20 protein-coding genes and 1 pseudogene are annotated in these 23349 nt (G+C 73.2%); 10 read left to right on the forward strand and 11 right to left on the reverse strand.

Features of this window, described 5'->3' with window-relative positions; genetic code table 11:
• Positions 1-75 precede the first annotated feature (75 nt).
• The 7 genes from CP974_RS23635 to CP974_RS23665 form a co-directional block, all read right to left on the reverse strand.
• Positions 76-1341, reverse strand: coding sequence for a cytochrome P450 (locus tag CP974_RS23635; protein WP_031129652.1), 1266 nt, complete (start codon positions 1339-1341; stop codon positions 76-78).
• Entirely contained in the window at positions 1338-1955 is a 618-nt protein-coding gene (locus CP974_RS23640) for a GTP-binding protein (protein WP_031129650.1), read from the reverse strand. Before CP974_RS23640 ends, CP974_RS23635 begins: the two co-directional genes overlap by 4 nt.
• Positions 1936-2292: a DUF742 domain-containing protein gene (locus CP974_RS23645; RefSeq protein WP_031129648.1), complete on the reverse strand. Its 357-nt coding sequence runs from the start codon at positions 2290-2292 to the stop codon at positions 1936-1938. Before CP974_RS23645 ends, CP974_RS23640 begins: the two co-directional genes overlap by 20 nt.
• Positions 2289-2708, reverse strand: a complete 420-nt coding sequence (locus CP974_RS23650) for a roadblock/LC7 domain-containing protein (RefSeq protein ID WP_031129647.1) — start codon at positions 2706-2708, stop codon at positions 2289-2291. Before CP974_RS23650 ends, CP974_RS23645 begins: the two co-directional genes overlap by 4 nt.
• 111 nt (positions 2709-2819) lie before the next feature.
• Positions 2820-4658 carry a sensor histidine kinase gene (locus CP974_RS23655; protein ID WP_085921609.1) on the reverse strand — a complete coding sequence of 613 codons (1839 nt, stop codon included), beginning with the start codon at positions 4656-4658 and terminating at the stop codon, positions 2820-2822.
• Positions 4659-5041: 383 nt separating this feature from the next.
• Positions 5042-6160, reverse strand: a complete 1119-nt coding sequence (locus CP974_RS23660) for an SPFH domain-containing protein (RefSeq protein WP_031129771.1) — start codon at positions 6158-6160, stop codon at positions 5042-5044.
• A gap of 42 nt (positions 6161-6202) precedes the next feature.
• Positions 6203-6640 (reverse strand): NfeD family protein, encoded by a 438-nt coding sequence (locus CP974_RS23665; RefSeq protein WP_031129770.1) that lies wholly within the window; start codon positions 6638-6640, stop codon positions 6203-6205.
• 406 nt (positions 6641-7046) lie between these two features.
• Between CP974_RS23665 and CP974_RS23670 the strand changes: the two genes are divergently transcribed.
• The 4 genes from CP974_RS23670 to CP974_RS23685 all read left to right on the forward strand — a co-directional run bounded on the left by CP974_RS23670 (position 7047) and on the right by CP974_RS23685 (position 9395).
• Positions 7047-7883, forward strand: a complete 837-nt coding sequence (locus CP974_RS23670) for an alpha/beta fold hydrolase (RefSeq protein WP_031129769.1) — start codon at positions 7047-7049, stop codon at positions 7881-7883.
• A gap of 22 nt (positions 7884-7905) precedes the next feature.
• On the forward strand, positions 7906-8439 hold the full coding sequence (locus CP974_RS23675; RefSeq protein ID WP_031129768.1) for a TetR/AcrR family transcriptional regulator: 534 nt from the start codon (positions 7906-7908) through the stop codon (positions 8437-8439).
• A gap of 330 nt (positions 8440-8769) precedes the next feature.
• Positions 8770-9165, forward strand: a complete 396-nt coding sequence (locus tag CP974_RS23680) for an ArsR/SmtB family transcription factor (protein WP_223844471.1) — start codon at positions 8770-8772, stop codon at positions 9163-9165.
• Positions 9162-9395, forward strand: coding sequence for a hypothetical protein (locus CP974_RS23685; RefSeq protein ID WP_031129766.1), 234 nt, complete (start codon positions 9162-9164; stop codon positions 9393-9395). The genes CP974_RS23680 and CP974_RS23685 overlap by 4 nt, the downstream gene beginning before the upstream one ends.
• Here CP974_RS23685 and CP974_RS23690 read toward each other — a convergent pair.
• Positions 9392-10014 (reverse strand): annotated as a pseudogene (locus CP974_RS23690) (transposase); the annotation flags it as partial. The gene CP974_RS23685 and the pseudogene CP974_RS23690 overlap by 4 nt on opposite strands.
• Before the next feature lie 27 nt (positions 10015-10041).
• On the opposite strand from CP974_RS23690, the gene CP974_RS23695 reads away from it, so the two are divergent.
• Complete coding sequence (locus CP974_RS23695; protein ID WP_031129765.1) at positions 10042-10584, forward strand: DapH/DapD/GlmU-related protein; 543 nt, start codon at positions 10042-10044, stop codon at positions 10582-10584.
• 724 nt (positions 10585-11308) lie between these two features.
• Entirely contained in the window at positions 11309-13726 is a 2418-nt protein-coding gene (locus CP974_RS23700; protein WP_223844474.1) for an MMPL family transporter, read from the forward strand.
• Here the strand turns inward: CP974_RS23700 and CP974_RS23705 are convergent.
• Complete coding sequence (locus CP974_RS23705) at positions 13630-14613, reverse strand: ATP-grasp domain-containing protein (protein WP_051839158.1); 984 nt, start codon at positions 14611-14613, stop codon at positions 13630-13632. The two genes, CP974_RS23700 and CP974_RS23705, sit on opposite strands and share 97 nt — an antisense overlap.
• 592 nt (positions 14614-15205) lie before the next feature.
• On the opposite strand from CP974_RS23705, the gene CP974_RS23710 reads away from it, so the two are divergent.
• Complete coding sequence (locus CP974_RS23710) at positions 15206-16984, forward strand: MFS transporter (protein ID WP_031129762.1); 1779 nt, start codon at positions 15206-15208, stop codon at positions 16982-16984.
• A gap of 220 nt (positions 16985-17204) precedes the next feature.
• Here the strand turns inward: CP974_RS23710 and CP974_RS23715 are convergent, their stop codons facing one another.
• The gene (locus CP974_RS23715) at positions 17205-17600 is read right to left on the reverse strand and encodes a RidA family protein (protein ID WP_031129761.1); all 396 of its coding nucleotides are present in this window, start codon (positions 17598-17600) and stop codon (positions 17205-17207) included.
• A gap of 139 nt (positions 17601-17739) precedes the next feature.
• On the opposite strand from CP974_RS23715, the gene CP974_RS23720 reads away from it, so the two are divergent.
• From CP974_RS23720 to CP974_RS23730, 3 genes are all read left to right on the forward strand, one after another.
• On the forward strand, positions 17740-18711 hold the full coding sequence (locus CP974_RS23720; RefSeq protein WP_031129760.1) for a helix-turn-helix transcriptional regulator: 972 nt from the start codon (positions 17740-17742) through the stop codon (positions 18709-18711).
• A 143-nt stretch (positions 18712-18854) separates the two neighbouring features.
• Positions 18855-20060 (forward strand): esterase/lipase family protein, encoded by a 1206-nt coding sequence (locus CP974_RS23725; protein WP_031129759.1) that lies wholly within the window; start codon positions 18855-18857, stop codon positions 20058-20060.
• A gap of 389 nt (positions 20061-20449) precedes the next feature.
• Entirely contained in the window at positions 20450-22513 is a 2064-nt protein-coding gene (locus tag CP974_RS23730) for a carbohydrate binding domain-containing protein (protein ID WP_078915437.1), read from the forward strand.
• A gap of 108 nt (positions 22514-22621) precedes the next feature.
• Here the strand turns inward: CP974_RS23730 and CP974_RS23740 are convergent, their stop codons facing one another.
• Positions 22622-23224 carry a TetR/AcrR family transcriptional regulator gene (locus CP974_RS23740; protein WP_031129757.1) on the reverse strand — a complete coding sequence of 201 codons (603 nt, stop codon included), beginning with the start codon at positions 23222-23224 and terminating at the stop codon, positions 22622-22624.
• Positions 23225-23349: the final 125 nt, after the last annotated feature.

The raw sequence follows: 23349 nt of genomic DNA on the forward strand, positions 1-23349 counted from the left end.
GACCCGCGGCACGGCGACCGCCCGCCGACCGGGTGCGGGTCGGGTGCGGGCCGGGTGCGGTCGGGTGCCGAGCGGCTAGCGCGCGGCCGGGGTGAACTCCACCGGCAGGGACGTCAGCCCGCGCATCCAGATCGAGGGGCGCCAGGTCAGTTCCCCCGGTTCCACACTCAGCACGAGGTCGGGGAGGTGCTCCATGAGCGTCTCCACGGCCGTGCGCGCCATCACGTCCGCCAGCAGCGGCGCCGGATAGGGGCAGCGGTGCTCGCCGTTGCTGAAGGAGAGGTGGGCGGAGTTCTCGGCGCCGACGTGGGACTCCGGCCAGATCTGCGGGTCGGTGTTGGCCGCGGCGAGTCCCAGCACCAGGCAGTCGCCCTGGCGGATCAGCCGCCCGCCGAGCTGGGTGTCGCGCACCGCCCAGCGGCCGACGAAGTTCTGGGTCGGCGTGTCGAGCCACAGCACCTCGTTGAGCGCGTCCCCGACGCTGACCCGGCCGCCGGAGACGTTCACCGCGAAGCGCTCGTCGGTCAGCAGCAGGCGCAGGGTGTTGCCGATCCAGTTGCCGGTGGGCTGCTGGGCCGCGGCGATCACGGAGATGAGGTCCTGGACGATCTCCTCGTCGGTGAGCCCGGCCGGATCCAGCAGCATCCGGGAGGTGACGTCGGGACCGGGCCGCTCCCGCTTCTCCCGCACCAGACGCATGATGCGCGCGCCGACCCGGCCGTAGGCGGCCACCGGGTCGTCGCCCTCACTCGCGTCGAGCGAGATCCGCAGGTCGTCGACGAGCTGCTCGGTGTCGGCGCTGCCCTGCTCCATGCCGCACATCCACAGCACGGCGCGGGCCGGCAGCGCATGGGCGTACATGCTCATCAGCTCGGCCTGCCCCCGGCCGGCGAAGGCGGAGATGATCTGCTCGGCGATCAACCGGCACTCGCGGGCCAGCTCGAACTGGTCGACCCCCTCCAGCGCATGGGTGATCACCCCGGCCCGGCGCTGGTGCTCGGCACCCTCGGTGAACAGCACGGACGGCTGGTAGCCCACGAACGGCAGCAGGGGCCAGTCCGGCGGGATGTGCGGCCACTGGTTCCAGCGCCGGGAGTCCCGGGCGAACAGCTCGTCGTGGCTGGTGACGAAGGAGACCTCGGGGTAGCCGAGGACGAGCCACGCCGGGATGTCGTCGTCGAGCAGCACCGGCGCGACCGCGCCGTGTTCGCGGCGCAGCGCGCGGTACAGCTCGGAGGGCGTCTGCTGGTACTCCAGCCCGCCCAGGCGTACGGCCGAGGCGTGCGCGGGGCAGCCGGGCGGGGGAGTGGCCGCGGACGGGGAAGCGGCGGTGTCGCTCACGGGGTGCCCTCCTGGGAGCGTGCCAGCGCGTACAGATGGTCCACCAGGCAGATCAGGACCTCCTTGGCCGACGATCTGAGCCGCGCGTCGCAGTCGATCATCGGGACGTGCTTCCCCAGGGCGAGAGCCTGGCGGATCTCCTCCAGCGAGAAGCGCGCGTCGTCGTCGTCGAAGCGGTTGACCGCGACCACGAACGGTGTCCGGTGGTGTTCGAGCCGGTCGATCGCGTACCAGGAGTCCTCCATGCGCCGGGTGTCGACGAGGACGACGGCGCCCAGCGTGCCGGAGAAGAGGCGGTCCCACAGGAACCAGAAGCGCTCCTGACCCGGGGCGCCGAACAGGTACAGGACCATGCGCTGGTTGAGGCTGATGCGCCCGAAGTCGAAGGCGACGGTCGTGGTGGTCTTGCTCTCCACGCCCTTCGTCTCGTCGACGCCCTGCCCCGCCTGGGTCATCACCTCCTCGGTGTTCAGTGGCCGGATCTCGCTGACCGAGCGCACCAGAGTGGTCTTGCCGACGCCGAAGCCGCCCACGACGACGATCTTCAGGCCGGTTTCGGCGGCGTCGGCCAGCGGGGTGCGCCGGGTGGGCAGCTCAGAGGTTGCGGAGCCCATGGAGGACCTCCTGGAGCAGGGCGGTTTCGGGGAGGCCCGCGACGGATGCGGCGGCGCGGGGGTGGCGGGCGCTGACCTTGCCCATGTCGTGCAGGTCGCCGAGCAGGATCCGTACGACGGTCACGGGCAGCGCCAGCTCGGCCGCGATCTCGACCACCGCGGTGGGGTGCCGGCACAGCTCCAGGATGCGGACGTGCTCCGACTGCATCCCGGAGGTGGGTCCGCCCTCGCTGACGACCAGCGTCACCAGGTCGAAGGAGTCGTCGGCCTCGCTGCGCCCACCCGTGACCATGTACAGCCGGTCGGGATCACCGATGTCCACGGGTTTGCGGATCACGCGCCGGCACCCCTGCCGGCGGCCGTGCGGGGCTCGGCCCGCAGGTGGTCGCCGATCTGCTCGACCAGCTCGGTCATCTGGTGGCCGACCATGCCGGGGTCGGCGCTCTCCTCGGCGATGACCGCGAGATGGGCGCCCTCGCCGGCCTCCACGATGAACAGCAGCCCGCCGTGGAACTCGGTCATGGAGTGCCGTACACCGCCCGTCCCGTCGCCGAACTCCACCGAGGCACCCTGGGAGAGGGCCTGGATGCCGGAGCAGATGGCCGCCAGCTGGTCGGCCTGGTCGAGCGTCATGTACTGGGTCCAGCACAGCTTGAGCCCGTCCCGGGACAGGACGAGCGCGTGGCGGGTGCCGGGCGTGCGCTCCAAGAGGTTGGTCAGCAGCCAGGTCAGGCTCGTGTCAGTGGTCTCCATGGTCGGTGGGGCGGGGTGCGACCGGTGACGGGTCACCCGGCCCGTACCTCCAATCCAACGAGGTGGGGCGATCGGTGCGGTGCGGGGGTGGTGGGCGGGTCGCCCGGTGGGCTACTCGTCCGGCGGAGCCTGGCGCGGCTCCTCGGGGCCGGGCGCTCCGCCGCTCCGGCCGCGGTGGAACGCGCCGAACCGGCTTCCGGCGTCGCGTGCCGGTCCCGGCTCCCGGCGCGGGGCGGGAGGCGTCTCGGCGGCCGGCCGCCGCCGGTCGCGCTCCGCCTCGGCCATGGTGCGGCCGGGGGCGCGCACCGGCAGGCCGCCCGGGGTGGCCGCGCCGCCTCCGCGGGCGCCGCCGGCCGGCCGGGCGGAGGGCGTGTCCGCGTCCGGCGTGCGGGTGCGTACCGGGAGCGGCTCCTCGGCGGCGCGGCTGGGTGCGGGCGCGGGGGCCGGCTCCTCGGCGGCGCGGCCCGGTGCGGGTGCGGAGACCGGCTTCTCGGCGGGGGCGGCCGGTGCGGCGGGTGCGGCCGGGGCGGCCGGAGCGGGCGCCGGGATGGGCGCGGGCGCGGTGCTCGGGCTCCGGTGGGGTCGCGCGGGGACGACCGGCTCGCGCTGCTGGGCCACCAGCTGGGGCGGCAGGAGGACGACGACACCGGTGCCGCCGCGCGACGAGGGGCGGTAGTTGACGCTGATGCCGTACTTGGCGGCGAGCCGTCCCACCACCGCCAGGCCGAGCCGGGTGCCCTGCAGCGAGGCCAGGTCGGTGACCCTGCCGGAGACCGCCTCCTCCGCGCGGCGCATGGCGGCGTCCGCCATCTTCAGGCCGCTGTCCTCGATGGTGACGACGAGGCCGGCGCTGCGTTCCTCCACGTAGACGTGGACCTCGTCGATGGGCGGCGAGAAGTTCGCCGCGTTGTCCATGAGTTCGGCCAGCAGGTGCATCACGCCCTCGGCGGCGAAGCCGGAGATGGCCGCCTTGCTGGAGTTGTGCAGGCGCACCCGCCGGTAGGCGGCGATGCGGCCGACGGCGCCGCGCAGGATGCTCTCCACGACGATCGGCTTGTTCCAGACGCGGCTGGAGCGGCCGCCCATGAGGAGGGCCAGCCGGTCGGTCATCAGGCCGAGCTGCGAGGTGCTGTGGTCCAGGCGCAGCAGGTCGCCGAAGATCTCCCCGCCGTGCCGGTCCTGCATGTCGCGCAGGTCGGCGAGCATGCTCACGGTCTTGGCCTGTACACGGCTGAGCGCCTTGGCGGACGCGGCCTCGGCGGCGGCCGAGCGGCGCTCGCTGTAGGCGAGTTCGCGGACGAACCACTCGGCGGCGGCGCGGAGCCGGGCGTCCTTGGGCCAGTCGAACCGGGTCAGGACGGTGTCGGCGGAGCTGCCCTGGCGCAGCAGCGAGACGGCGGCCGGCAGCGTCTCGGCGGTCAGGTGCTCGAGTTCGGTACCGCCCTCGGTGATCTCGGCCCGCAGCGCGCGCAGTTCGCCCTCGGCTTCGTCGGCGCGCCCCGAGACCGCGGCCAGCTCGGTGGCGAAGAGGTCCAGCAACCGGCGCTGGTGCGGGTCGGCGGGCGGGCTGACCCGTGCCAGGGCGTCGGCGGGCCGGGCGCCGCCCCTCACCTGCTGGGCCAGGCCCGGCAGGGTGGCGTTGACCAGCTGGGAGGCCTCCGCCGACTGCCGCGCCCAGTGGCTCCTGGCCGTCTCCAGCTCGTCGCCGAGCGAGGCGGCCTGCCGGCGGGCGCCGCGCAGCAGCCGGGCGGACACGGCGGCCAGGACGGCGATGCACACCCAGGCGACCGCCGCGGTGCCGGCGACCCAGCCCCGCGCCCCGGCGGGGGCGGCGGCGGTGACGACCGCGCCGCCCACGGCGGTGACGAGGAGCGCGGCGGGGAGCACGATCGGCGAGGAACGCGGCCCTCTCGCGCTCCGGCGCTGGCGGGGGCGAGCAGGCACTGGCATTCCGCGATCCCTCGGTCCTTTGAGAGCAGGAGTCCTGGTGACGACTGGGCGTCGCCGGTGATCCGGACGGTGGTCGAGCGCCGCTCGTCACCCGCCCGGATCATGCACGTGGCCTATGCTAACCATGGACGCGCTCCCCAAGTGCCCACCTTCCGCCCGGGATTGCCCCGCGGATGACGGATCACGGTGACAGTGGCGTGCGGGAGGGGGCCGGCAGGCGGCCATGACCGCTCCGAGGCGGCCCGAGGCCGGGGAGGAGCAGGCGACCGCGATCGTCGTCCGGAGGTGGGGCCGCGGCCCCCGCGCTCCGGCGCGCTTCGGCTGCCGGCGCGCTCCTGGCAGGGGGCCGCCGGTCCGGCGCTCCACCGCCCGCGATGTCGCTGTCAGCCGCCGGAGGACTGCCCCCGGTCCGGCGGTGCCTGGGACGCCCTCGCGGCCTCGGCCTCGGCCTTCGCGTCGCTCACCACGGCGGCGGCCCGCTTCGCCACCTCGTCGGCGGCCGCGGCGGCGTCGAGCGAGAGCGGTGTGCCCGGTTCCAGCTCCGCGGCCGCGTCCCCGTCCGGAGCGTCGTTCTCGGCCTCGGCGGCTGACTCCTCCGGTCGCGCGGCGGCGGAGCGGGGAAGCCCCATGGCCGACTGGTCGCCGAACGCGTGGGTGACGGCGCGCACCGCCTCGGTCAGCTCGCCCGGGATCACCCAGAACGTGTTGTTGTCGCTCTTCGCCAGGTGCGGCAGCGTCTCGAGGTACTTGTAGGCGAGGATCTTCGGGTCGGCGTTGTTGCGGTGGACCGCCTGGAAGACGCGCTCCACCGCCTTCGCCTCGCCGTCCGCCCGCAGGATCATGGCTTGCTGCGTGCCCTGTGCCTCCAGGATGTCCTTCTGCTTCGTCCCCTCCGCGGTGAGGATCTTGGCCTGCCGCTCCCCTTCGGCGTGCAGGATGGCCGCGCGCTTGTCGCGCTCCGCCCGCATCTGCTTCTCCATCGCCTCCTTGATGGTGTGCGGGGGGTCGATGGCCTTGATCTCGACGCGGTTGACCCGGATGCCCCACTTGCCGGTGGCGTCGTCGAGGACGGCGCGGAGCCGCGCGTTGATCTCCTCGCGGGAGGTGAGCGTCTCCTCCAGGTCCATGGAGCCGATGACGTTGCGCAGCGTGGTCACGGTGAGCTGGTCGATCGCCTGCAGGTAGTCGGCGACCTCGTAGGCCGCCGCCCGCGGGTCCGTGATCTGGTAGTAGAGCACGGTGTCGATGTTCACCACGAGGTTGTCCTCGGTGATCACGGGCTTCGGCTGGGACGAGTACACCTGCTCGCGCACGTCGAGTTTGGTGTTGACCCGGTCCGCCACCGGCACGACGAAGTTCAGGCCGGGTTGCAGCGTGCGCCGGTACCGGCCGAACCTCTCGACGTTGTAGCGGCGCGCCTGCGGGACGATCCGCACCGTGGCGGCCACGAGGAAGACGACGACGATCGCCGCCACGAGAGTGGGGATGAGCACCGGATCCACCATTCCTCCGTCGGGGTGCGTTCGGCCGTTGCGGGAAGCCGGTCACGGGAGCAGTTCGCGGGGGTAGACCACCGCGGTGGCCCCTTCGATCTCCATGACGTCCACCACCGCTCCCACGGGGATCACCAGGCTTTCGTCGAGCGCGCGGGCGGACCACTCCTCCCCGGAGATCCTGACGAGCCCGCGGCTCGCGGTGACCTCCTTCGTGACCTCGGCCCGCTTGCCGACCAGCGCGTCGCTGCCGTCCCGGACGAGGGGCACCCGGGCCATCTGCCGCAGGGCGACGGGACGGATGAGCAGAAGGCCCGCCGCCGCTGCGGCTCCGAACGCGATGAGCTGGCCGAGGAGGCCGACACCGACACCGGCGACGACGGCGGCGACCAGGGCGGCGCCCGCCAGCAGCCCGAAGACCAGCGTCAGGGTGAAGAACTCGGCGGCACCGAGCGCCGCGGCGGCGAGCAACCATACGAGCCACGGCATCGGATTCGCCTCCCTCGGGGGCACTATCTATCGCATACCCGGATGAAGTGGGACGGAACATGGTTCGCGTCGGGTGGAAGCGGGGCGGCGTGCCGGGGTCGCGGCGCGAGGTGCGCGGCGCCGCCGGATCGCCGGGGGTGGGGCCCGGATCGCCGGGGGCGGGGCCCGGTGCGGCGCGGGAGGGCCCGGGTGTCGGCCGCGCCGCGGGGCCGCCCGCCGGGGTCGCGTGGGCGGGCGGCGGCTCCCGGCCCGTCCAGGCCCGTCCCGGCCCGTCCCGGCCCTTTCCGGTCCGCCCGTCGGGTCGCCCCATCCGGGCCGTCGGGTTGACGGACGTTGGCTAACGCTGTTAGCTGTTGGCTAACAGCACTAGCCGGTGACCCCGCGGTGGCCGGCTCCGGGAGGTGTGATGACCGAGTTCCTCGATGTCGACGGGGGCACGATCGCCTACGAGGTGGCCGGGGACGGGCCGCTGGTCGTGCTCGCGCACGGGATGGGCGACCACCGCGACGCCTACCGCGCCGTGGTCCCCCGTCTGGTCGCCGCCGGTTACCGGGTCGCCGCGGTCGACCTGCGCGGCTGCGGCGAATCCAGTACGGACTGGCCGGACTGGAGCCGGGCCGCCATCGCCGGCGACCTGCTCGCCGTCATCCGTCACCTGGGCGGCCCGGCCGTGCTGGTCGGCCACTCGATCTCGGGAGGCGCCGCCACCATCGCCGCGGCGCGGGAGCCGGAGCTGGTCGGCGCGGTGGTCGAACTGGCGCCGTTCACCCGCAGGCAGACGGTCGGCTGGGGCGACCTGCGCAGCAGGCGCTGGCGGCAGGGCATGCTGCGGCTGCTCGGCGCGACCGTCCTCGGCAGCGTGCCGCTGTGGCGCTCCTACCTGGAGGCGGCCTACCCCGGGGTGAGACCCGCCCACTTCGCCGAGCGGCTCGACCGCGTCGAGGCGATGCTGCGCGAGCCGGGCCGGATGAAGGCCCTGCGGGCGATGGGCCGTACCACCCCGGCCGACGCCGGCGCCCAGCTCGGCCGGGTGCGCTGTCCGGTCCTGGTCGTGATGGGCACGGACGACCCGGACTGGGCCGACCCGCGCGCCGAGGGCACGGCCGTCGTCGGGGAACTGCCCCCGGGCCTCGGCCGCCTCGACATGATCGAAGGTGCCGGGCACTACCCGCACGACCAGTACCCCGACCAGGTCGTCTCGCTGATGCTCTCCTTCCTGCGCACGGACGCCGCCCGTGCCTAGGGCCGGTCTGGACGCGGCGGCCGTGGTCGCCGCCGGCGCCGACCTCGCCGACGAGGTGGGCCCCGCCCGCCTGACGATGGGACTGCTGGCGGAGCGCCTGGGCGTGCGCGCCCCGTCCCTGTACAAGCACGTGGGCGGGCAGGAGGACCTGCTGCGGGGCATCGCGGCACTGGCGCTGGGCCAGGCCGCCGACGCCGTCGGCACGGCGGTCCAGGGCCTGGCCGGCCGCGACGCACTCGCCGCCGCCCTGCGGGCGTTCCGCGCGTTCGTCGTGGCCCACCCCGGCCGCTACGCCACGACGACCGGCAGGGAACCCACCGGCCCCGAGGACCCGATGGCCCTGGCCGGCCGGCGGCTGCTCGACGTCTTCCGGGCCGTACTGCGCGGCTACGACGTCGAGGAGCCCAAAGTGGATCACGCCCTGCGCGCGCTCCGCAGCCTCTGCCACGGCTTCGCCGTCCTGGAGGCGGCGGGCGGCTTCCGGTGGAGCACCGACATCGACGAGAGCTTCGAGTGGCTGCTCGCCTTCGCCGACCGGGGCTTGCGCGCCGTCTGACGGCGCCTCCCGTGGCCGGGTGGGGTGGCCGGCGGCATGACGCACCGCAGGGGCGGCTACCGGGCCGCCGCCGTGGCCCGCACACCGCCGCGCGGGCCGCCGGGGTGGATGCCGAACCGCATCGGCCGCTGCGGGACGGGGTGCCGGCGAGTTGTGGGCGTGGGCCGGCGGGGCGGCCGGCCGGGAGCCGGGGCGCGAAGCCCCGTTCTCCACCGGACGGATGACCGGCCGGTGGCTCGTCGGCCACGGGGTGGCCGCCGCAGCGCCGGCCCTGCCGTCGTTTGACATCGGCGCAGGTCGTGGGAAAGTCTCGTCGCGAGGATACCCGGGATGTCAGAGGTGGCCATGACCAGCGAGGAGCTTCTGGCTGTACTCGCTGCCGTCGGCCACGCACAGCGCCTGCGCGTCATCGCCGAGCTCTCCGCGGGCCGGATGTACGTCAGTGAACTGGCCCGCCGCCTCGGGATGTCCCGCCCCCTGCTGTACATGCACCTGGAACGGCTGGAGAAGGCCGGTCTGGTCGTGGGCAACCTGGAGCTGTCCGACGACGGCAAGGCGCTGAAGTACTTCGAACTGGCCCCGTTCGACCTGCACGTGAATGTCGATACGATCCTCGCGGCCGTACGGGCCGACGACTCCCGGGCGGCGGATGCCGGTGCCGCCGAGAAGCGGACGGGCGCGAAGAGCCCGGAAGACCAGAAGGACGCGAAGGGGAAACGCACATGACCGGGGCCGTCATCGCCGTCGCCGTCGTCCTGATCGTCGTCTGCGGCATCACGGCGAGCGTCGTCGCCTACTTCAGGCTGCAACGCCACCGTGCCGACGCCGTCGCCATGGCTTCGTACCGCAAGCTCGCCGAGGAAGCGGTCGCCCAGCAGGAGTCCCTGCGCTCCCAGCTTGCCGAACTGGGCGATCGCGTCAAGGCCGTCGAGGCACTGCTCCGCAGCGTCGACTAGATGATCGATTCCAAGGGTCGGTGATCGTACGAGGTGAGCGAGCGGAGGGTGTCTTGTCCGGTGTGGTCGTTGTGCCAGATCACGGCGGTCAGGGCGAGTATGCGCTGCATGTCGCGGGCGATCACGCCGGGCCGCTGCCGTTCGCCCTTGCGGGTCGGCCGTGGCAACCGGATGCCCTGCTGGGCGAGTTCCTCTGCGAAGACGCGGCCGTAGCAACTCCTGTCGCCGATCAGGGTCTGGCCAGGCCGAGTGCTGATGAGGTGGGGTTCTGCGGCGAGCAGGTCCAGCAGGCTTTCGCGCTCGTCGGCCTTTGCTCCGGTCAGGGCGAAGGCGACGGGCAGGCCCTGGAGTTGTGCACACCAGGTGCAGCCGCAGGCCCCAGAAGAAGCGCTGTGGCTGGCGCAGTAGCCGTACTGGGCCCATCCGGCCGGGTCGGAGCGCTTCACGGTTTCCGTGAGCGGCCGCATTCCACGGGTGTGGAGTCCACGATCCACACGTCGTCACTCCATGCCGAGGTGCTGGTGGCCAGGACCCGGGTGACCCGGCGGAGCAGTTCGGCGGCCTTGCGCAACCGCTTGTCGTAGCCGGATTGCTGTGGCGGGTACGGGAAGAGATGCCTGCACACACCCCTTGAAAGGACCGTGGCATGTCCAGCGACCGTCTCATGCGCATCCACAGCGCAGAGTTCCAAGCCATGGCTGAGAGGGTCCTGCGGGTCACCGAGCTCACCTCCCGCCTGAACGCCCTGCCTTTCGAAGACGAAGTGGGCAAGGCGGAACTGTTCGGACAGATCTTCGGCAAGCCACTGCCACCGAAAGTCACGATCTATCCGCCCTTCTACACGGACCACGGCCTGAACCTCGACCTCGCCGAGCGCGTCTTCATCAACCAGAACTGCACGTTCCTGGACTACGCCGGCATCCGGCTCGGCGAGCGCGTGATGATCGGCCCGAAGGTCACGTTCATCACCAGCGGCCACCCGGTTGATCCCGAGGAGCGGCGGCTATACCTCACCGGCGCTCCCATCGACGTCGCGGAGAACGTGTGGATCGGTGCCGGTGCCACGATCCTGCCCGGCGTCAGCATCGGCCGTGATGCCGTGGTCGCCGCCGGTGCGGTCGTGGCCGATGACGTTCCGCCGGCAAGCCTGGTGACCGGCAGTAAGGCAACCGTGCACCGGCAGTGGTGACGACCCAGCCACGCCACGCCCCCGGCTACCGGCAGCCATACCCCACATTCAGCCCAAGAGCGGGAGATCCCCCGCTCGCTCACCCCGCGCGGTCACCGACCCCTTGGAATCGATCATCCAGCCTCCTCGGCCCGTGCGCGGCGTCGACCAGCCCTCCTCGGCGTGCGCGCGGCGGAGGCCAACCGGTCTGGTCGGCCAACCGGCTGGTGGTGCAGGTGGCCCGCAGTACGCGCCGCGCCGCCGCCCGGGTCTGGCCGACCAGGGCGCCGCGCGACTACGCCGGTCGGTTCGTCGGTGCACGTACCGGAGGCGGAAGTGATCCGGTCGTCGCACCGCGGCGGAGCACCGTCCGGACGGGCGGGCCACGACGGGGGCGATCCCGCCAAGCCTGGGGAGCGGTATCCGGACTCGATGCACCCGACCGACGGGGTCGGTGACATCCCGGTGCCCACGTGTTGGACCGGAACGCACTCCGGTCCGGACTGACACCCTTCTTCGCAGGTCAGCACCGCTCCCGGCGCCGCCTGGCGACGGGGGCCGCGTCGTCGTGCCCGCCGGTCCCGCCGGTCCCGCCGTGCGCGCCGTGCCCGCCGGTGCGGGCCGCTCCCGAGCGAGCGACGTTCCGGCCACGTGTCGGTTCCTCGGTTGACGCATCCTTCCTTCACCTGTCAACGTCCACTGACACCCGTAGGGCGGTGATGACGATGCCGAAGGAGCCGGGACAGTGGAGAAGCAGCCGATCACCGTGAGGGTGGCCAGCTGGAGCGCCCTCCATCCGGGGCGCGCGATCGCCGCGTGGTTCGCGTTCGTGGCGCTGTGCCTCGCGGTGGGCATCGCGGTCGGCACGAACAACGCGGTCGCCGAGGACTACCGGGTGGGCGAGTCCGGCCGCGCCGAGGCCATCGCGACCGAGGCGGGCCTGGAGCGCAAGCCGACCGAGCAGATCATGTTCAGCGCCAGGTCCGGCCCGCTCGACGAGGCGAAGGCCCGCGCGGCCGCCCAGGACCTCGGCGGGCGGATGAGGGCGCTGCCCGAGGTCCTCGAGGTCGACGAGCCGGTCCTCTCCGAGAGCGGCCGCATGCTCATGGTCGAGGTGACCATGAAGGGCCCCAGGCGCGAGGCTCTGCAGCACGTCGACCCGCTGCGCGAGCAGACGACCGCCGTGCAGAAGGCCAACCCCGAGCTGGTCGTCGAGGAGACCGGCGACGCCTCGGTCAGCAAGGGCCTCAACAAGCAGCGCGGCGACGACCTTGCCCAGACCAAGATGATCACTTTCCCGATCACCCTGCTCACCCTGCTGGTCGTCTTCGGCTCGCTCGTGATGGTCGGCGTCCCGCTGCTGCTGGCGGTCTCCTCGATCGCCGCCGCGGTCGGCCTGTCCATGGTGGTCTCGCACCTGATCCCCGACGCCGGCGTCGGCATGAACGTCATCCTGCTCATCGGCATGGCGGTCGGCGTCGACTACACGCTCTTCTACCTCAAGCGGGAACGCGAGGAGCGGGACAAGGCGGCCGGCGGCCTCAGCCCCGTGGCCCTGGTCGGCATCGCCGCGGCGACCGCCGGACGCGCCATCGTCGTCTCCGGCCTCGCGGTGATCGTCTCCAGCGCCACCCTGTTCCTGGCCACCGACATCATCTTCTCCTCGCTGGCCATCGCGACCATCCTCGTCGTCTTCGTCGCGATGGTCAGCTCGGTGACCGTCCTGCCGGGCCTGCTGGTCAGGATCGGCCGCCGCGCCGACCGCCGCGCCGCCCGGGCCGCGGAACGCGGCAAGCCGCCGCGCCGCCGCCACCCGGAGCGCACCGGCCGGATCTTCACCGCCCTGCTGAACCCGGCACGCAAGCGCCCGGCGGCCGCCCTGGTCCTGTCCGCGCTGGTCATGGTGGGCCTGGCGCTCCCCGCGCTCGGCATGGAGCTGCGCGTACTGAACAAGGACACGCACTCCCGGGCGATCCCGGAGATGCAGACCTACGACAAGCTCAACGACGCCTTCCCGGACCGCCGTTCCGAGCACTGGGTCGTCGTCCGCGCCGAAGGCGACCGGCGGGGCGAGGTCGCCACGGCCCTGGACGCACTCGCCCGGCGGGCCATGGACGACCCGATGTTCTCCAGGAACCCGCCGGCCGTGCGGACGTCGGAGGACGGGCGGGTCAGCGTGATGACCCTGGCCGTGCCGCACCGGCTCAGCTCCCCCGAGGCGACCGGCTCCCTGGAGCACCTGCGCCGGGACTACCTGCCGGCCACGCTCGGGAAGGTGCCGGGCGCCCAGTACGGCGTGGACGGGCCGGTCGCGGTCGACGTCGACTACCTCGCCCACCAGGACGACAAGCTGCCGGTCGTCGTCGGGTTCCTGCTGCTGCTGACCTTCCTGATGACCGTGGTGGTCTTCGGCTCGGTGGTCATCGGCCTGGTGGGCGTCCTGCTCAACCTGCTGTCCGTCGCCGCGGCCTTCGGCCTGCTGGTCGTCTTCTTCCAGTGGGGCCTGGCCTCCACCCTCTTCGGGTTCGACGAGAGCGCCACGAGCGCCATCGGCTCGCGGGTGCCGCTGTTCCTCTTCGTGATCCTGTTCGGGCTCTCGATGGACTACCAGGTCTTCGTCGTCAGCCGCATCAAGGAGGCGGCGATGAACGGCATGCCCACCCGTCAGGCGGTCCTCGACGGCATCGAGAAGTCGGCCAAGGTCGTGACCAGCGCGGCCGTCGTCATGGTCACCGTGTTCGCCAGCTTCATGTTCGTGCACCTGGCGGAGATGAAGCAGATCGGTTTCAGCCTCGCGGTCGCCGTCGTGCTGGACGCCTTCGTCATCCGGGTGATGATCCTGCCCTCCGCCCTGATCCTGCTGGGTGACGCCGGCTGGTGGCCCTCGAAGAGGACGCGGCGCGCGCAGACCGCCGCCGCGTCCGGAACCGGTGGCGGCGGGCCGGCCACCACGGCGGCCCCGGCGGCTCGCTTCCGCTGGCCGCCGGCCCGGGAACGGGCGCCGGACCGGATCCGCGGCTGGAGTGTCGCTTCGTCGTGGGTGCCGGGTGGTCCGCGTCGGGCCCTTCAGCGGGGTCCTGGCCGGTGGCTGATCGCGTCGCGTACCAGTGCGAGGAGTTCCTGGCTCAGTGAGCGGCCGGCGGCGGCGAACAGGTCGGGGTAGAGGCCGGGGAAGGTGTTCTCGTCCACGATGACGGGCCGCCCCTCGTACAGGATCAGGTCGAAGCCCACCAGGGGCAGGCCCAGGGCCCGCTGGGCGCGCCCGGCGATCCGGGCGTGCTCCGGGGGGACCTCGCAGCCGTCGACGTCGCCGCCGACGCTGTCCGGGTCGTACACCTTCACGGCGTCGGCGGACAGGCGGGTGAAGCGGTGGCCGCGCTTGCGGTAGCCGTACATCAGCGTGCCGTTCACGAAGGTCGTACCGACCCAGTCCGCGGGGTCGTTGGGGTAGAAGCGCTCCAGGAGGAAGGTGCCCTCCGCGGCCCCCGCGCGCGTGTGGCCCAGGTAGTCCGCCAGGTCCCGCAGCGTCGCGAAGTCCTCGATCAGCAGGATGCCGTGGCCGAAGGAGCCGCGCCGGGGCTTGAGCAGGGCGCGGCCCCACTCCGCGATGACGAGTGCGGCGGCGGCCGTGTCGCGCCGGTCGACCAGGATCGTGTCGGGCACGGGGACACCGGCCCGGGACAGCCGCAGATGGGCCCGGTACTTGTCGAGACCGGTCGTGAAGCGTGCCGGGTCCGGGACGACCGGGACGGCCGTCGCCAGGGTGCGCAGGGCCTCCAGCGCGTAGCCGTCGGGGTCGCGGGGCACCTCGGCGTGCCAGAGGTAGAGGTCGAGGTCGTTGAGGCAGACCTCGCCGCAGTACACCCTGCCGTCGCGCACGAAGGACCGGCGGAAGTCCAGGTCGTGGACGAACTCCACGTCGGTGAGGTCCCGCAGCAGCTTCATGAACAGCGCGTGGTCGTCGGGAGGGATCTTGCCGACCTCCGGGTGCGCCGTCACCGACGCGCCGTCGCGGGCGGCCGGCGGCAGGAAGGTTCCTACTCTCAGCATGGCGACATCCTTCCGGGAGGTGGGCCCTCGTCCCCGTCCGGCTCGGGCCCCGCGTCCCGGGCGGGTGACGCCCGGCCCGCCTCGGGGCCGCTTCGCCCGGCGGCCTCTCCCGCCTCTTCCGCCGCGTGCGGACGGGGGTGGCGGGGGCGGCCGGAGTGGCCGGGGACTGCCGGGTCCTGCTGCCGTCGGGTGCGCGGTCGGTGCCGCCAGGGCCTCGGCGTCCCTTCCGATGATGTCCTTCCGCCCCGGCCACGGCGCCCGCGGTTGGGCCGTTCGGGTGAGCGGCGAGCGGCGAGCGGCGTGGTGCTGGGCGGCAGGGGCGCGAGGGGCGCGGTCTTTCATGGAGCCGGGGTGTGCGCGGGGCCGTTCACCGCTCGCAGGCGGTACGGCGCGGCTGGTCGCCGACGGGCACCGCGGGGTCCCGGTCGCCGGTCCGGTCCGCCGCGGGGGCGGCCTCGGGCCTGCCGTGGCGCGTCCAGCGGGGCTGAGGGACACGGGGCGTGCACCCTGGACCGGGAGCGGGACGGCAGAGCCCGGCTGGCCCCGGCGGCGGGTCCCGCCGGGAAGGACGATCGGATGGCGGAACGGGACCGTGGGGCGACGAAACGGAGCGGGGCGCGGGGGAAGGCAGGCCGGGGGCCGGGACCGGGGACGGGACCGGGGGCGGTCCGGGGGACGGTCCGGGGGTGGGGCCGGGGACGGGGCGCCGCGGGTCGCCAGGACGCTGTTCGTCCTCCTCATCACCGCGAACTTCGTCATCAACTACACCTCGACCGCCATGAACGTGGCGCTGTCGGACATCGTCGACGACCTCGGCACCTCGCTCACCGGCGTGCAGTCGGTGATCTCCCTCTACGCGCTGGTCGTCGCCGCCTGCCTGATCACCGGCAGCAAGCTCGGCGCGCGCCACGGCGACCGGCGGACCTTCGTCGTCGGCGGCCAGATCTTCGCCGTGGGCGCCCTGGTCACCGCCCTCGGCCCGACCCTGCCGTTCATGCTGGTCGGCTGGTCCCTGCTCCAGGGGGCCGGCGTGGCGCTGATGCTTCCGGCGCTGGTGTCGCTGCTGACCGAGAGCTTCACCGGAGCGGCCCGTACGAAGGCCCTGTCCGCGCTGGGCGTGAGCGCGGGGATCGCGTCCGGGGTGGCTCCGGTGGCGGGCGGCCTGATCTCCCACTACCTGAGCTGGCGGGTGTCGTTCCTCCTCGCGACCGTGGTCACGCTCGCCGTGGTGCTGCTCATGCGCCGCGAGGCCGGTCCCGAGCCGTCCCGGACGCGTCCGGACCGGCGCTTCGACAACCTCGGGGCGCTGCTGTCCGCCGCCGGGTTCGGGCTGCTGGTCGTCGCGACGCTGCTCGCGGGACGGTACGGCCTGATCGAGGACCGTCAGGACTTCCAGGTCCTCGGGGTGACCCTGCTGCGCCGCGGCCAGGTGTCGCCCGTACCGCTGCTCGCGGGCGCGGGTCTGGTGGTCCTGGCCGTGTTCGCCGGCTGGGAGCGCCATCTGATCAAGCGCGGCCGGGACCCGCTGGTGCGGCTGGTGGTGCTGCGCGACCGGCGGATCGGGGTGGGCTCCCTGACCCTGGTGATGCTCTTCCTGGTGCCCTCCGGCATGCTCTTCCTGGTGCCGGTCTTCCTCCAGACGACCGCGGGCTTCGACGCGCTGCGCAGCGGCATCACGCTGATCTCGATGCCGGTGGCGCTGTCGGTGGGGGCCTCGATGACCGCCCGGCTGGTGGGGAGCGGTCGGATGACCCATCGCACGGCCCAGCTGTGGGCCTTCTCCCTCATGACCGCCGGCTGCGTCGCCGTCGCCGTCATGTTCGGCCCGCGGTGGGACGTGTCGGCCGTGGGCCTGGCGCTCACACCGGGTCTCCTCCTCGTCGGGTTCGGCCGGGGCATGGCCACCACGGCGAACGACCTCGTCCAGTCGGCCGCGCCGCCGGAGGAGGTGAGCGACGTGACGGGCCTCTCCCGTACCGCCACCTACCTCGGCAGCTCGTTCGGGGTCGCCCTCGCCGGCGCGTTCATGACCACCACGTTGCTGCTGGCGTTCGAGGCCGGGGTGAAGGACAGCACCGTCCTGTCCTCCGCGCAGCGGCAGCGGGTCGTGCAGGCGGTCGAGCACCAGGTCCAGGTCACCGCCGCCACCGACGACGCCGTGCGCGCGAGGCTCGCCTCCCAGGGCGTCACGGGCGCCGCGGCCGACGAACTCGTGCGGGTCAACGCCGAGGCGCGGGGGCGGGCGCTGGCCGTCGCGGCCCTGGGCATGGGCGTGCTGGCCGTGGTCGGCTTCCTGCTGGCGCTGGGACTTCCCCGCGGCCCGGCCACCCCCGCCGGCCCCGCCGTTCCCACGGCCCGTCCGCCCGCCTGACTTCGGCCGGCCGTCCCCGGCGGCCCGCCCCGCCCCGCCCGCCCCCTGCCGGGACGTACCGGGTGTCGCGGAGGGAGCGCGGGGCCGCCGGGACGCGGTCGCGTACCGGTCCGCACGCGCCGGACCGCCAGGCCGCGAGGCCGGCGGGGGACGGCGAAGCGCCGGCCCCGCACGCGCCGCCGAGGCGGCGCCGGCCCGCACGCGCGGGGCCGGCCCCGTGTCACGCGACGGCGGTGCCCTCCAGCTCGACCATCAGGCCGGGGAAGGCCAGACGCGTCACACCGAGCATGGTGGAGGCCGGCGCGGCCCCGGCGGCGCCCAGCCGGCCCGCCAGCACGCCGTAGTGCTGGAGGAGAAGGTCCACGTCGGTCGTGTAGACGTTCAGCCGGACGAGGTCCGACAGGGACATCCCGGCCTCGGCGAGCACCGCCTCGACGTTGTCGAGGCTCAGCTCCAGCTGCGCCGCCATGTCGCCGGGGTGTTCCGGCCCGCCGTCCTTGTTCGTCGCCGTCTGCCCCGAGAGGTACAGGGTGCGAGAGTGCCCGGAGACGAGCTCACCCTGGTTGAAGCCCAACTCGACCGACCAGGTGACCGGGTTGACCGCACTACGTTCCATCGCCGCGACTGCTCCGTTCGGTTCGCTGACACCACGGACGTTCCTACCGGCGCGGCAGCCGCCGCCCGGTGACGTCCCGGGAAGCAGCCTGCCAACAAAACATGACACCTCCGGTCATGTATCCGGCTAGGGTTCCTCCGTGCGTGCCGACCGGCTGGTCTCCCTGGTGCTCCTGCTGCGGCAGCGCGGCCGGATGACCGCCGAGGCGCTCGCCCGTGAGCTGGAGGTCTCCACGCGGACGGTGCTGCGCGACATGGAGGCGCTGTCCGTGGCAGGCGTGCCGGTCTACGCCGAGCGGGGGCGGCACGGCGGGTTCGCGTTGCTGCCCGGCTTCCAGACGGCGCTCGCCGGACTGACCCACGACGAGGCGCTCGCCCTGCTCGTCGCCGGATCGCGGCGCGGGGCGCAGGTGTTCGGCCTCGGTTCGGCGCTGGCCTCGGCCATGCTCAAGGTGGTCGACGCGCTCCCCGAGGACCTCCGGGGCGACGCGGCGGGGGCGGCGCAGCGCCTGCTCGTCGACCCGGACACCGATCTCCTCTCGCGCCGGGTGGCGCCCGAGGAGCTGTCCGGCGCCGTCGTCGCCGAGGTCCGGCGCGCGGTGCTCGCCGGACGCAGGCTGCGCATCCACTACGCGGCCGCGGGCCAGGAGCCGAAGTGGCGCACCGTGGACCCGATCGGCCTGGTCACCGTGCGCGAGCAGGGCTACCTGCTGGCCAGGCGGGCCGGCGAGGACCGCACGTACCGGCTGTCGCGCGTCCTGGCGGCCGAGGGGCTCGACGAGCCCGCGCGGCGCCCGGACACGGTCGACCTGGACCGGGCCTGGCGGGAGCACCGGGCGCGGTTCCGGACCGGTGGCGACCAGGTCGCCGCGCTCGTACGGGTGGACCCGGCGCGCCGGGAGCACCTGGTCGGCACCGCCCTGGCCGTCAGCGCCGAGGAGACCGACGCGGACGGCTGGACGCGCCTGGACGTGGTCTTCCAGGACGCGCGGCACGCCGAGTGGGCGCTGTGGCAGTACGCCGTGGACGCGGAGGTCCTGTCCCCGCGGTGGCTGCGCGCCGCCCTGCGCGAGCGCGCCCTGGCGGTCGCCGTGCACTACGGCTGCCCCTGAGGCGCCCTCGGGCCGCGGTGCCTCAAACGCCGCCGGCGCCAGCTCCACGAGAAGGGGTGAATCGACCGCATCGGCGGCCCCACGTGACCCGTCCGCCTCCATGATGGCGACGTTTCATCCCCCACATGGACAAGAGGTGCATCATGTCCGCGACGACCGAGCCCAACGTCGGTACGTTCACCCTCGCCGGCCCGCTGACCGCCGCCGCCACGGCCCCGGCCGAGGTGCCGGAACACCGGGAATGGCCCCTGCCGAACGGCTTCGCCTGGGTGTTCCCCGGTGAGGGGAACGAGGGACTGCGCCGCCCCGTCATCATGGCCGACGGGTTCAACCTCGGCCGGAGCAGACTCGACGTGCTCTACCACGGCCTGGAGGGCGGTGCCTTCCCGTTCGTCAGCGAACTGCGGCGGCGCGGCAGGGACGTGATCCTCCTCGGCTTCGAGGAGCGCAGCGCCTCCATCCTGGACAACGCCCGGGCGGCCGAGTCCGCCATCATGCGGGCCATCGCGGAGCGCACGGGCTACGCACCCCTGACCGTCGGCGGGTTCAGCATGGGCGGCATCGTCACGCGCTACGCGCTGGCCCGCATGGAGATGCAGCGGATCGACCACCAGACCGGGCTGTACTTCTCCTACGACAGCCCCCACTGCGGTGCCTCCGTCCCGGTCGGCGTGCAGGCGTTCTCGCACTTCATCCCCGTCGCGAACGACTTCGCGAGGCAGATGGACAGCCCGGCAGCGCGCCAGATGCTGTGGCGGCACTACGACAAGGAGACCGGCAAGACGGGTACGGCCCCCGAACGCCTGCAGTTCCTGGACGCCCTGGACCGCGTGGGCAGTTGGCCGCGGATCCCGCGGACGATCGGCGTGGCCAACGGCCGCGGCGACGGGACCGGCCTCCCCGAGGTGGTGCCGGGCGAGGTCGTCCTGCGGATCGACGGGATCTACCCGGGCACCGCCTTCTACACGCAGGCCCAGGGCGACGACGTCACGGTGGCCTACCTCAACCGCAGGTTCCCCCAGGCCGAGCGGACCGTCACGACCGACGGCTTCCCGGAGCTGGACGGGGCTCCCGGCGGAACCCTGCACACCTACACGATCCTGGCCGACGCGATCACGCGGCTCGGCGGCACGGTGGACCTGCGGCACGGGGAGGTGTGCTTCGTCCCCTCCGTCAGCGCCGTCGCCCTCCGCGACATCGCCCGGCAGGACGACCTGTACGCGAACATCGCCGGACTCGACCCGGAGCAGAGCGGGCTGGACGACTTCCTCTGCTCGTCCACCACCACCGCCCACACGGCCGTCACCGAGGAGTTGTGCGCCTGGCTCATCGACCGGCTGCCCGACTGACAGTGTGTACGCGCGTGGTGGCGCTGCCGGCGGGGTCGGCCTTCCGGCCGCCGGACGTGCCGGCCGTCCTGCCCGGGATCGGCCGGCCCGCCGGGCGTCACGCGCATGCGGCCCGCCGGGCGTCACGCGCACGCGGCCACCGGGCGCCGAGCGCCCGCGGGAAGGACGGGGCGACCCCCTCCCCGCGGGTGGCGCCGGCGGGTGAACGGTGTTGCTGCGCACAGGTGTTGGAGGTGGGGCGGTGGCCGGAAAGGTCCTGCCGGAAGTCTTGACCCCATGCGGTGGAAACCTTAACTTGTCGCCACTTGCTGAAAGTTACGGCAAGGTCTTGCGGGCCCCGGTGGCCGTAACCTCCGCGACCCGCATCCACCCCACCTCTGGAGCGACGCATGAGCCCGATCGCACCTGCCCGAAGACGGACGTCCGCCGCCCTGGCGGGCACCGGCCTGCTCCTCGGCCTGACCGCCGCCCTCGCCGCGCCCGCCCAGCCGGCGGTGGCGGCGCCGACCGCCAACGGCGACAAGACGGTCACCGCCGTCCTGTTCGAGTGGAACTTCGACTCGATCGCCCGCGAGTGCACGCGCACCCTCGGCCCCAAGGGCTATGGATACGTGCAGGTCTCCCCGCCCCAGGAGCGTATCCAGGGCAGCGCCTGGTGGACCGCGTACCAGCCGGTCAGCTACAAGATCCAAGGGCCGCTCGGCGACCGCGCCGCCTTCAGGAACATGGTCGACACCTGCCACGGCGCCGGTGTGAAGGTGGTCGTCGACGCCGTGCTGAACCACATGACGTCCGGCTCGGGCACCGGCACCGCCGGCACGCGGTACGGCAAGTACGACTACCCCGGCACCTACTCGGACGCCGACTTCCACGGCTGCCGCCGTCCCATCGGCACCAACTACGCCGACCGCTACAACGTCCAGGAGTGCGAACTCGGCGAGACCGGCCAGCCCTCGCTCTCCGACCTCGACACCGGCAGCGACTACGTCCGCGGCCGCATCGCCGGGTACCTCAACGACCTGCTGTCGCTGGGCGTCGACGGATTCCGCATGGACGCCGTCAAGCACGTGGCCGCCGACGACCTCGCCGCCATCCGCAAGAAGCTCTCCGACCCGGGCGTCCACTGGATGCAGGAGGCCATCCACGGCGAGCGCGAGGCCGTCTCGCCCAGCGAGTACCTGGCCACCGGCGACGTCCAGGAGTTCCGCTACACCACCGACCTCAAGCGGATCTTCGGCGGCGAGAAGCTGTCCTACCTGAAGAACTTCGGCGAGGCCTGGGGCTACATGCCCTCCGGCAAGAGCGGCACCATGGTCGCCAACCACGACACCGAGCGCAACGGCTCGGGCCTGAGCTACCGCGACGGCGCGGCCTACACGCTCGCCCACGTCTTCATGCTCGCCCACCCCTACGGCGCCCCGTCCGTCCACTCCGGCTACGAGTTCGGCGACCGGAACACCGGCGCCCCCAACGGCAACAGCGTGCGGGCCTGCTACAGCGACGGCTGGAGCTGCCAGCACTCCTGGCGCCAGATCGCCAACATGGTGGCCTTCCGCAACGCCTCCGAGGGCACCGGCGTCACCGACTGGTGGGACAACGGCAACAACGCCGTCGCCTTCGGCCGCGGCGGCAAGGCGTTCGTCGCCGTCAACCGCGAGGGCGGCTCCCTCACCCGGACCTTCCAGACCTCGCTCCCGGCCGGCACCTACTGCGACGTCCAGCACGGCGACCCGACCGCGAACGGCGGCTGCACCGGCACCACGTACACCGTCGGCAGCGACGGCAGGTTCACCGCCACCATCGGCGGCAACGACGCCGTCGCCCTCCACGTCGGAGCGAGGCTCGGGGACAAGCCGGGCGACAACACGGCCACCGTCTACTACAGCACCGACAGGGCATGGTCGGCCTACAACATCCATTACGCCCCCACCGGCGGCACCTGGACCACCTCGCCCGGTCTCGCCATGGAGGCCGCCTGCCGGGGCTGGGTGAGGAAGACCGTCGCCCTCGGCTCCGCCACCGGCCTCAAGGCCGCCTTCAACAACGGCTCCGGCACCTGGGACAGCAACGGCGGCGCCGACTACACCCTCGGCACCGGCGACATCACGGTCGGGAACGGCACCGTCGGCACCGGCAACCCCTGCGACGACCAGCAGGCCGAGCCCGGCGCCTCCTTCGCGGTCACCGCCACCACCGTCCCCGGCCAGACCATCCACGTCGTCGGGGACCACGCGGCCCTCGGCGGCTGGGCGCCCGCCGCGGCCCTCAAGCTCGACGCCGCCGCGTACCCGGTGTGGAAGCTGGATGTGAAGCTGCCCGCGGGCACGTCCTTCGCGTACAAGTACATCCGCAAGGACGCCTCCGGCAACGTCACCTGGGAGAGCGGCGCCGACCGCACGGCCACCGTCCCCGCCGACGGCACGGTCACGCTCAACGACACCTGGCGAAGCTGACCCTCCGCCACACGGGCGGGTACCGGGCGACACCGGTACCCGCCCGAGGCGTGGGCGGACACCGCCGACCGCGCGCCGCGGCCCGACCGCCCGCCGGCGCCGTCGCGCCTACGGCCGGTCGGCGCCGACGAGCAGCAGGGTGTGCGGCCAGAGGGTGTCGAGGACGGCGGGGTCGTTCTTGAGCTTGGCGAAGAGGACCAGCCCCTCCAGATGGGCGATCACCGCGCGCGCGACGGGGCGCCCGGCGCGCTCGCGGGGGACGGCCCCCTCCGCCGCCGCCTCGTCGAGCACCCGGGCGATCAGCGCGGTCTGCGCGTCGAAGATCTCCTCCAGCCGGGCGCGGACGTCCGGCTCCTGGGTGCTCAGCTCCAGGGCGAGGTTCCCCAGCAGGCAGCCGTCGACCGCGCCGCACTCCTCCTTGGCGCGCCGCTGGAAGTCCGCCATGCCCTCCAGCAGCCGGCGCAGCCGGGCCAGGGCGGGATCGGCGCCCTCCAGGGCGGCGCTCCAGGCGCGGTGCTGCTCCTCCCAGTAGGCGTCGATGGCCCGCAGGGTCAGGTCCTGCTTCGAGGTGAAGAAGTGGTAGAAGCTGCCCTTCTTCACGTCCGCCGCGGCGCAGATCTCCGCCACGCCCAGGCCGCTGTACCCCCGGTGGCGCATCAGGGTGCCGGCGGCGTCGAGGAGCCGTTCGCGCGCGGTGCTGGTCCGTCCCATGGCAGCGAGTATACGGCCGGTCAACTAACCGGCCGGGATCGCCACTGGTGAAATAGTTGACCGGTCGTCTAGTGTGTCCTCCGGAGGCGGGTCCACCGCCGCACCGCCCGACGGTCGACCCGTCA

This window comes from Streptomyces fradiae ATCC 10745 = DSM 40063 (assembly GCF_008704425.1).
Classification (GTDB): Bacteria; Actinomycetota; Actinomycetes; order Streptomycetales; family Streptomycetaceae; genus Streptomyces; species Streptomyces fradiae.

What these genes read in the sequence shown, in the direction of transcription:
- CP974_RS23640 (WP_031129650.1), bottom strand. Translation starts at nt 1,955, where the DNA reads ATGGGCTCCGCAACCTCTGAGCTGCCCACCCGGCGCACCCCGCTGGCC.
- CP974_RS23650 (WP_031129647.1), bottom strand. Translation starts at nt 2,708, where the DNA reads ATGGAGACCACTGACACGAGCCTGACCTGGCTGCTGACCAACCTCTTG.
- CP974_RS23655 (WP_085921609.1), bottom strand. Translation starts at nt 4,658, where the DNA reads ATGCCAGTGCCTGCTCGCCCCCGCCAGCGCCGGAGCGCGAGAGGGCCG.
- CP974_RS23665 (WP_031129770.1), bottom strand. Translation starts at nt 6,640, where the DNA reads ATGCCGTGGCTCGTATGGTTGCTCGCCGCCGCGGCGCTCGGTGCCGCC.
- CP974_RS23670 (WP_031129769.1), top strand. Translation starts at nt 7,047, where the DNA reads ATGACCGAGTTCCTCGATGTCGACGGGGGCACGATCGCCTACGAGGTG.
- CP974_RS23680 (WP_223844471.1), top strand. Translation starts at nt 8,770, where the DNA reads ATGTCAGAGGTGGCCATGACCAGCGAGGAGCTTCTGGCTGTACTCGCT.
- CP974_RS23685 (WP_031129766.1), top strand. Translation starts at nt 9,162, where the DNA reads ATGACCGGGGCCGTCATCGCCGTCGCCGTCGTCCTGATCGTCGTCTGC.
- CP974_RS23695 (WP_031129765.1), top strand. Translation starts at nt 10,042, where the DNA reads ATGTCCAGCGACCGTCTCATGCGCATCCACAGCGCAGAGTTCCAAGCC.
- CP974_RS23705 (WP_051839158.1), bottom strand. Translation starts at nt 14,613, where the DNA reads ATGCTGAGAGTAGGAACCTTCCTGCCGCCGGCCGCCCGCGACGGCGCG.
- CP974_RS23715 (WP_031129761.1), bottom strand. Translation starts at nt 17,600, where the DNA reads ATGGAACGTAGTGCGGTCAACCCGGTCACCTGGTCGGTCGAGTTGGGC.
- CP974_RS23725 (WP_031129759.1), top strand. Translation starts at nt 18,855, where the DNA reads ATGTCCGCGACGACCGAGCCCAACGTCGGTACGTTCACCCTCGCCGGC.
- CP974_RS23730 (WP_078915437.1), top strand. Translation starts at nt 20,450, where the DNA reads ATGAGCCCGATCGCACCTGCCCGAAGACGGACGTCCGCCGCCCTGGCG.
- CP974_RS23740 (WP_031129757.1), bottom strand. Translation starts at nt 23,224, where the DNA reads ATGGGACGGACCAGCACCGCGCGCGAACGGCTCCTCGACGCCGCCGGC.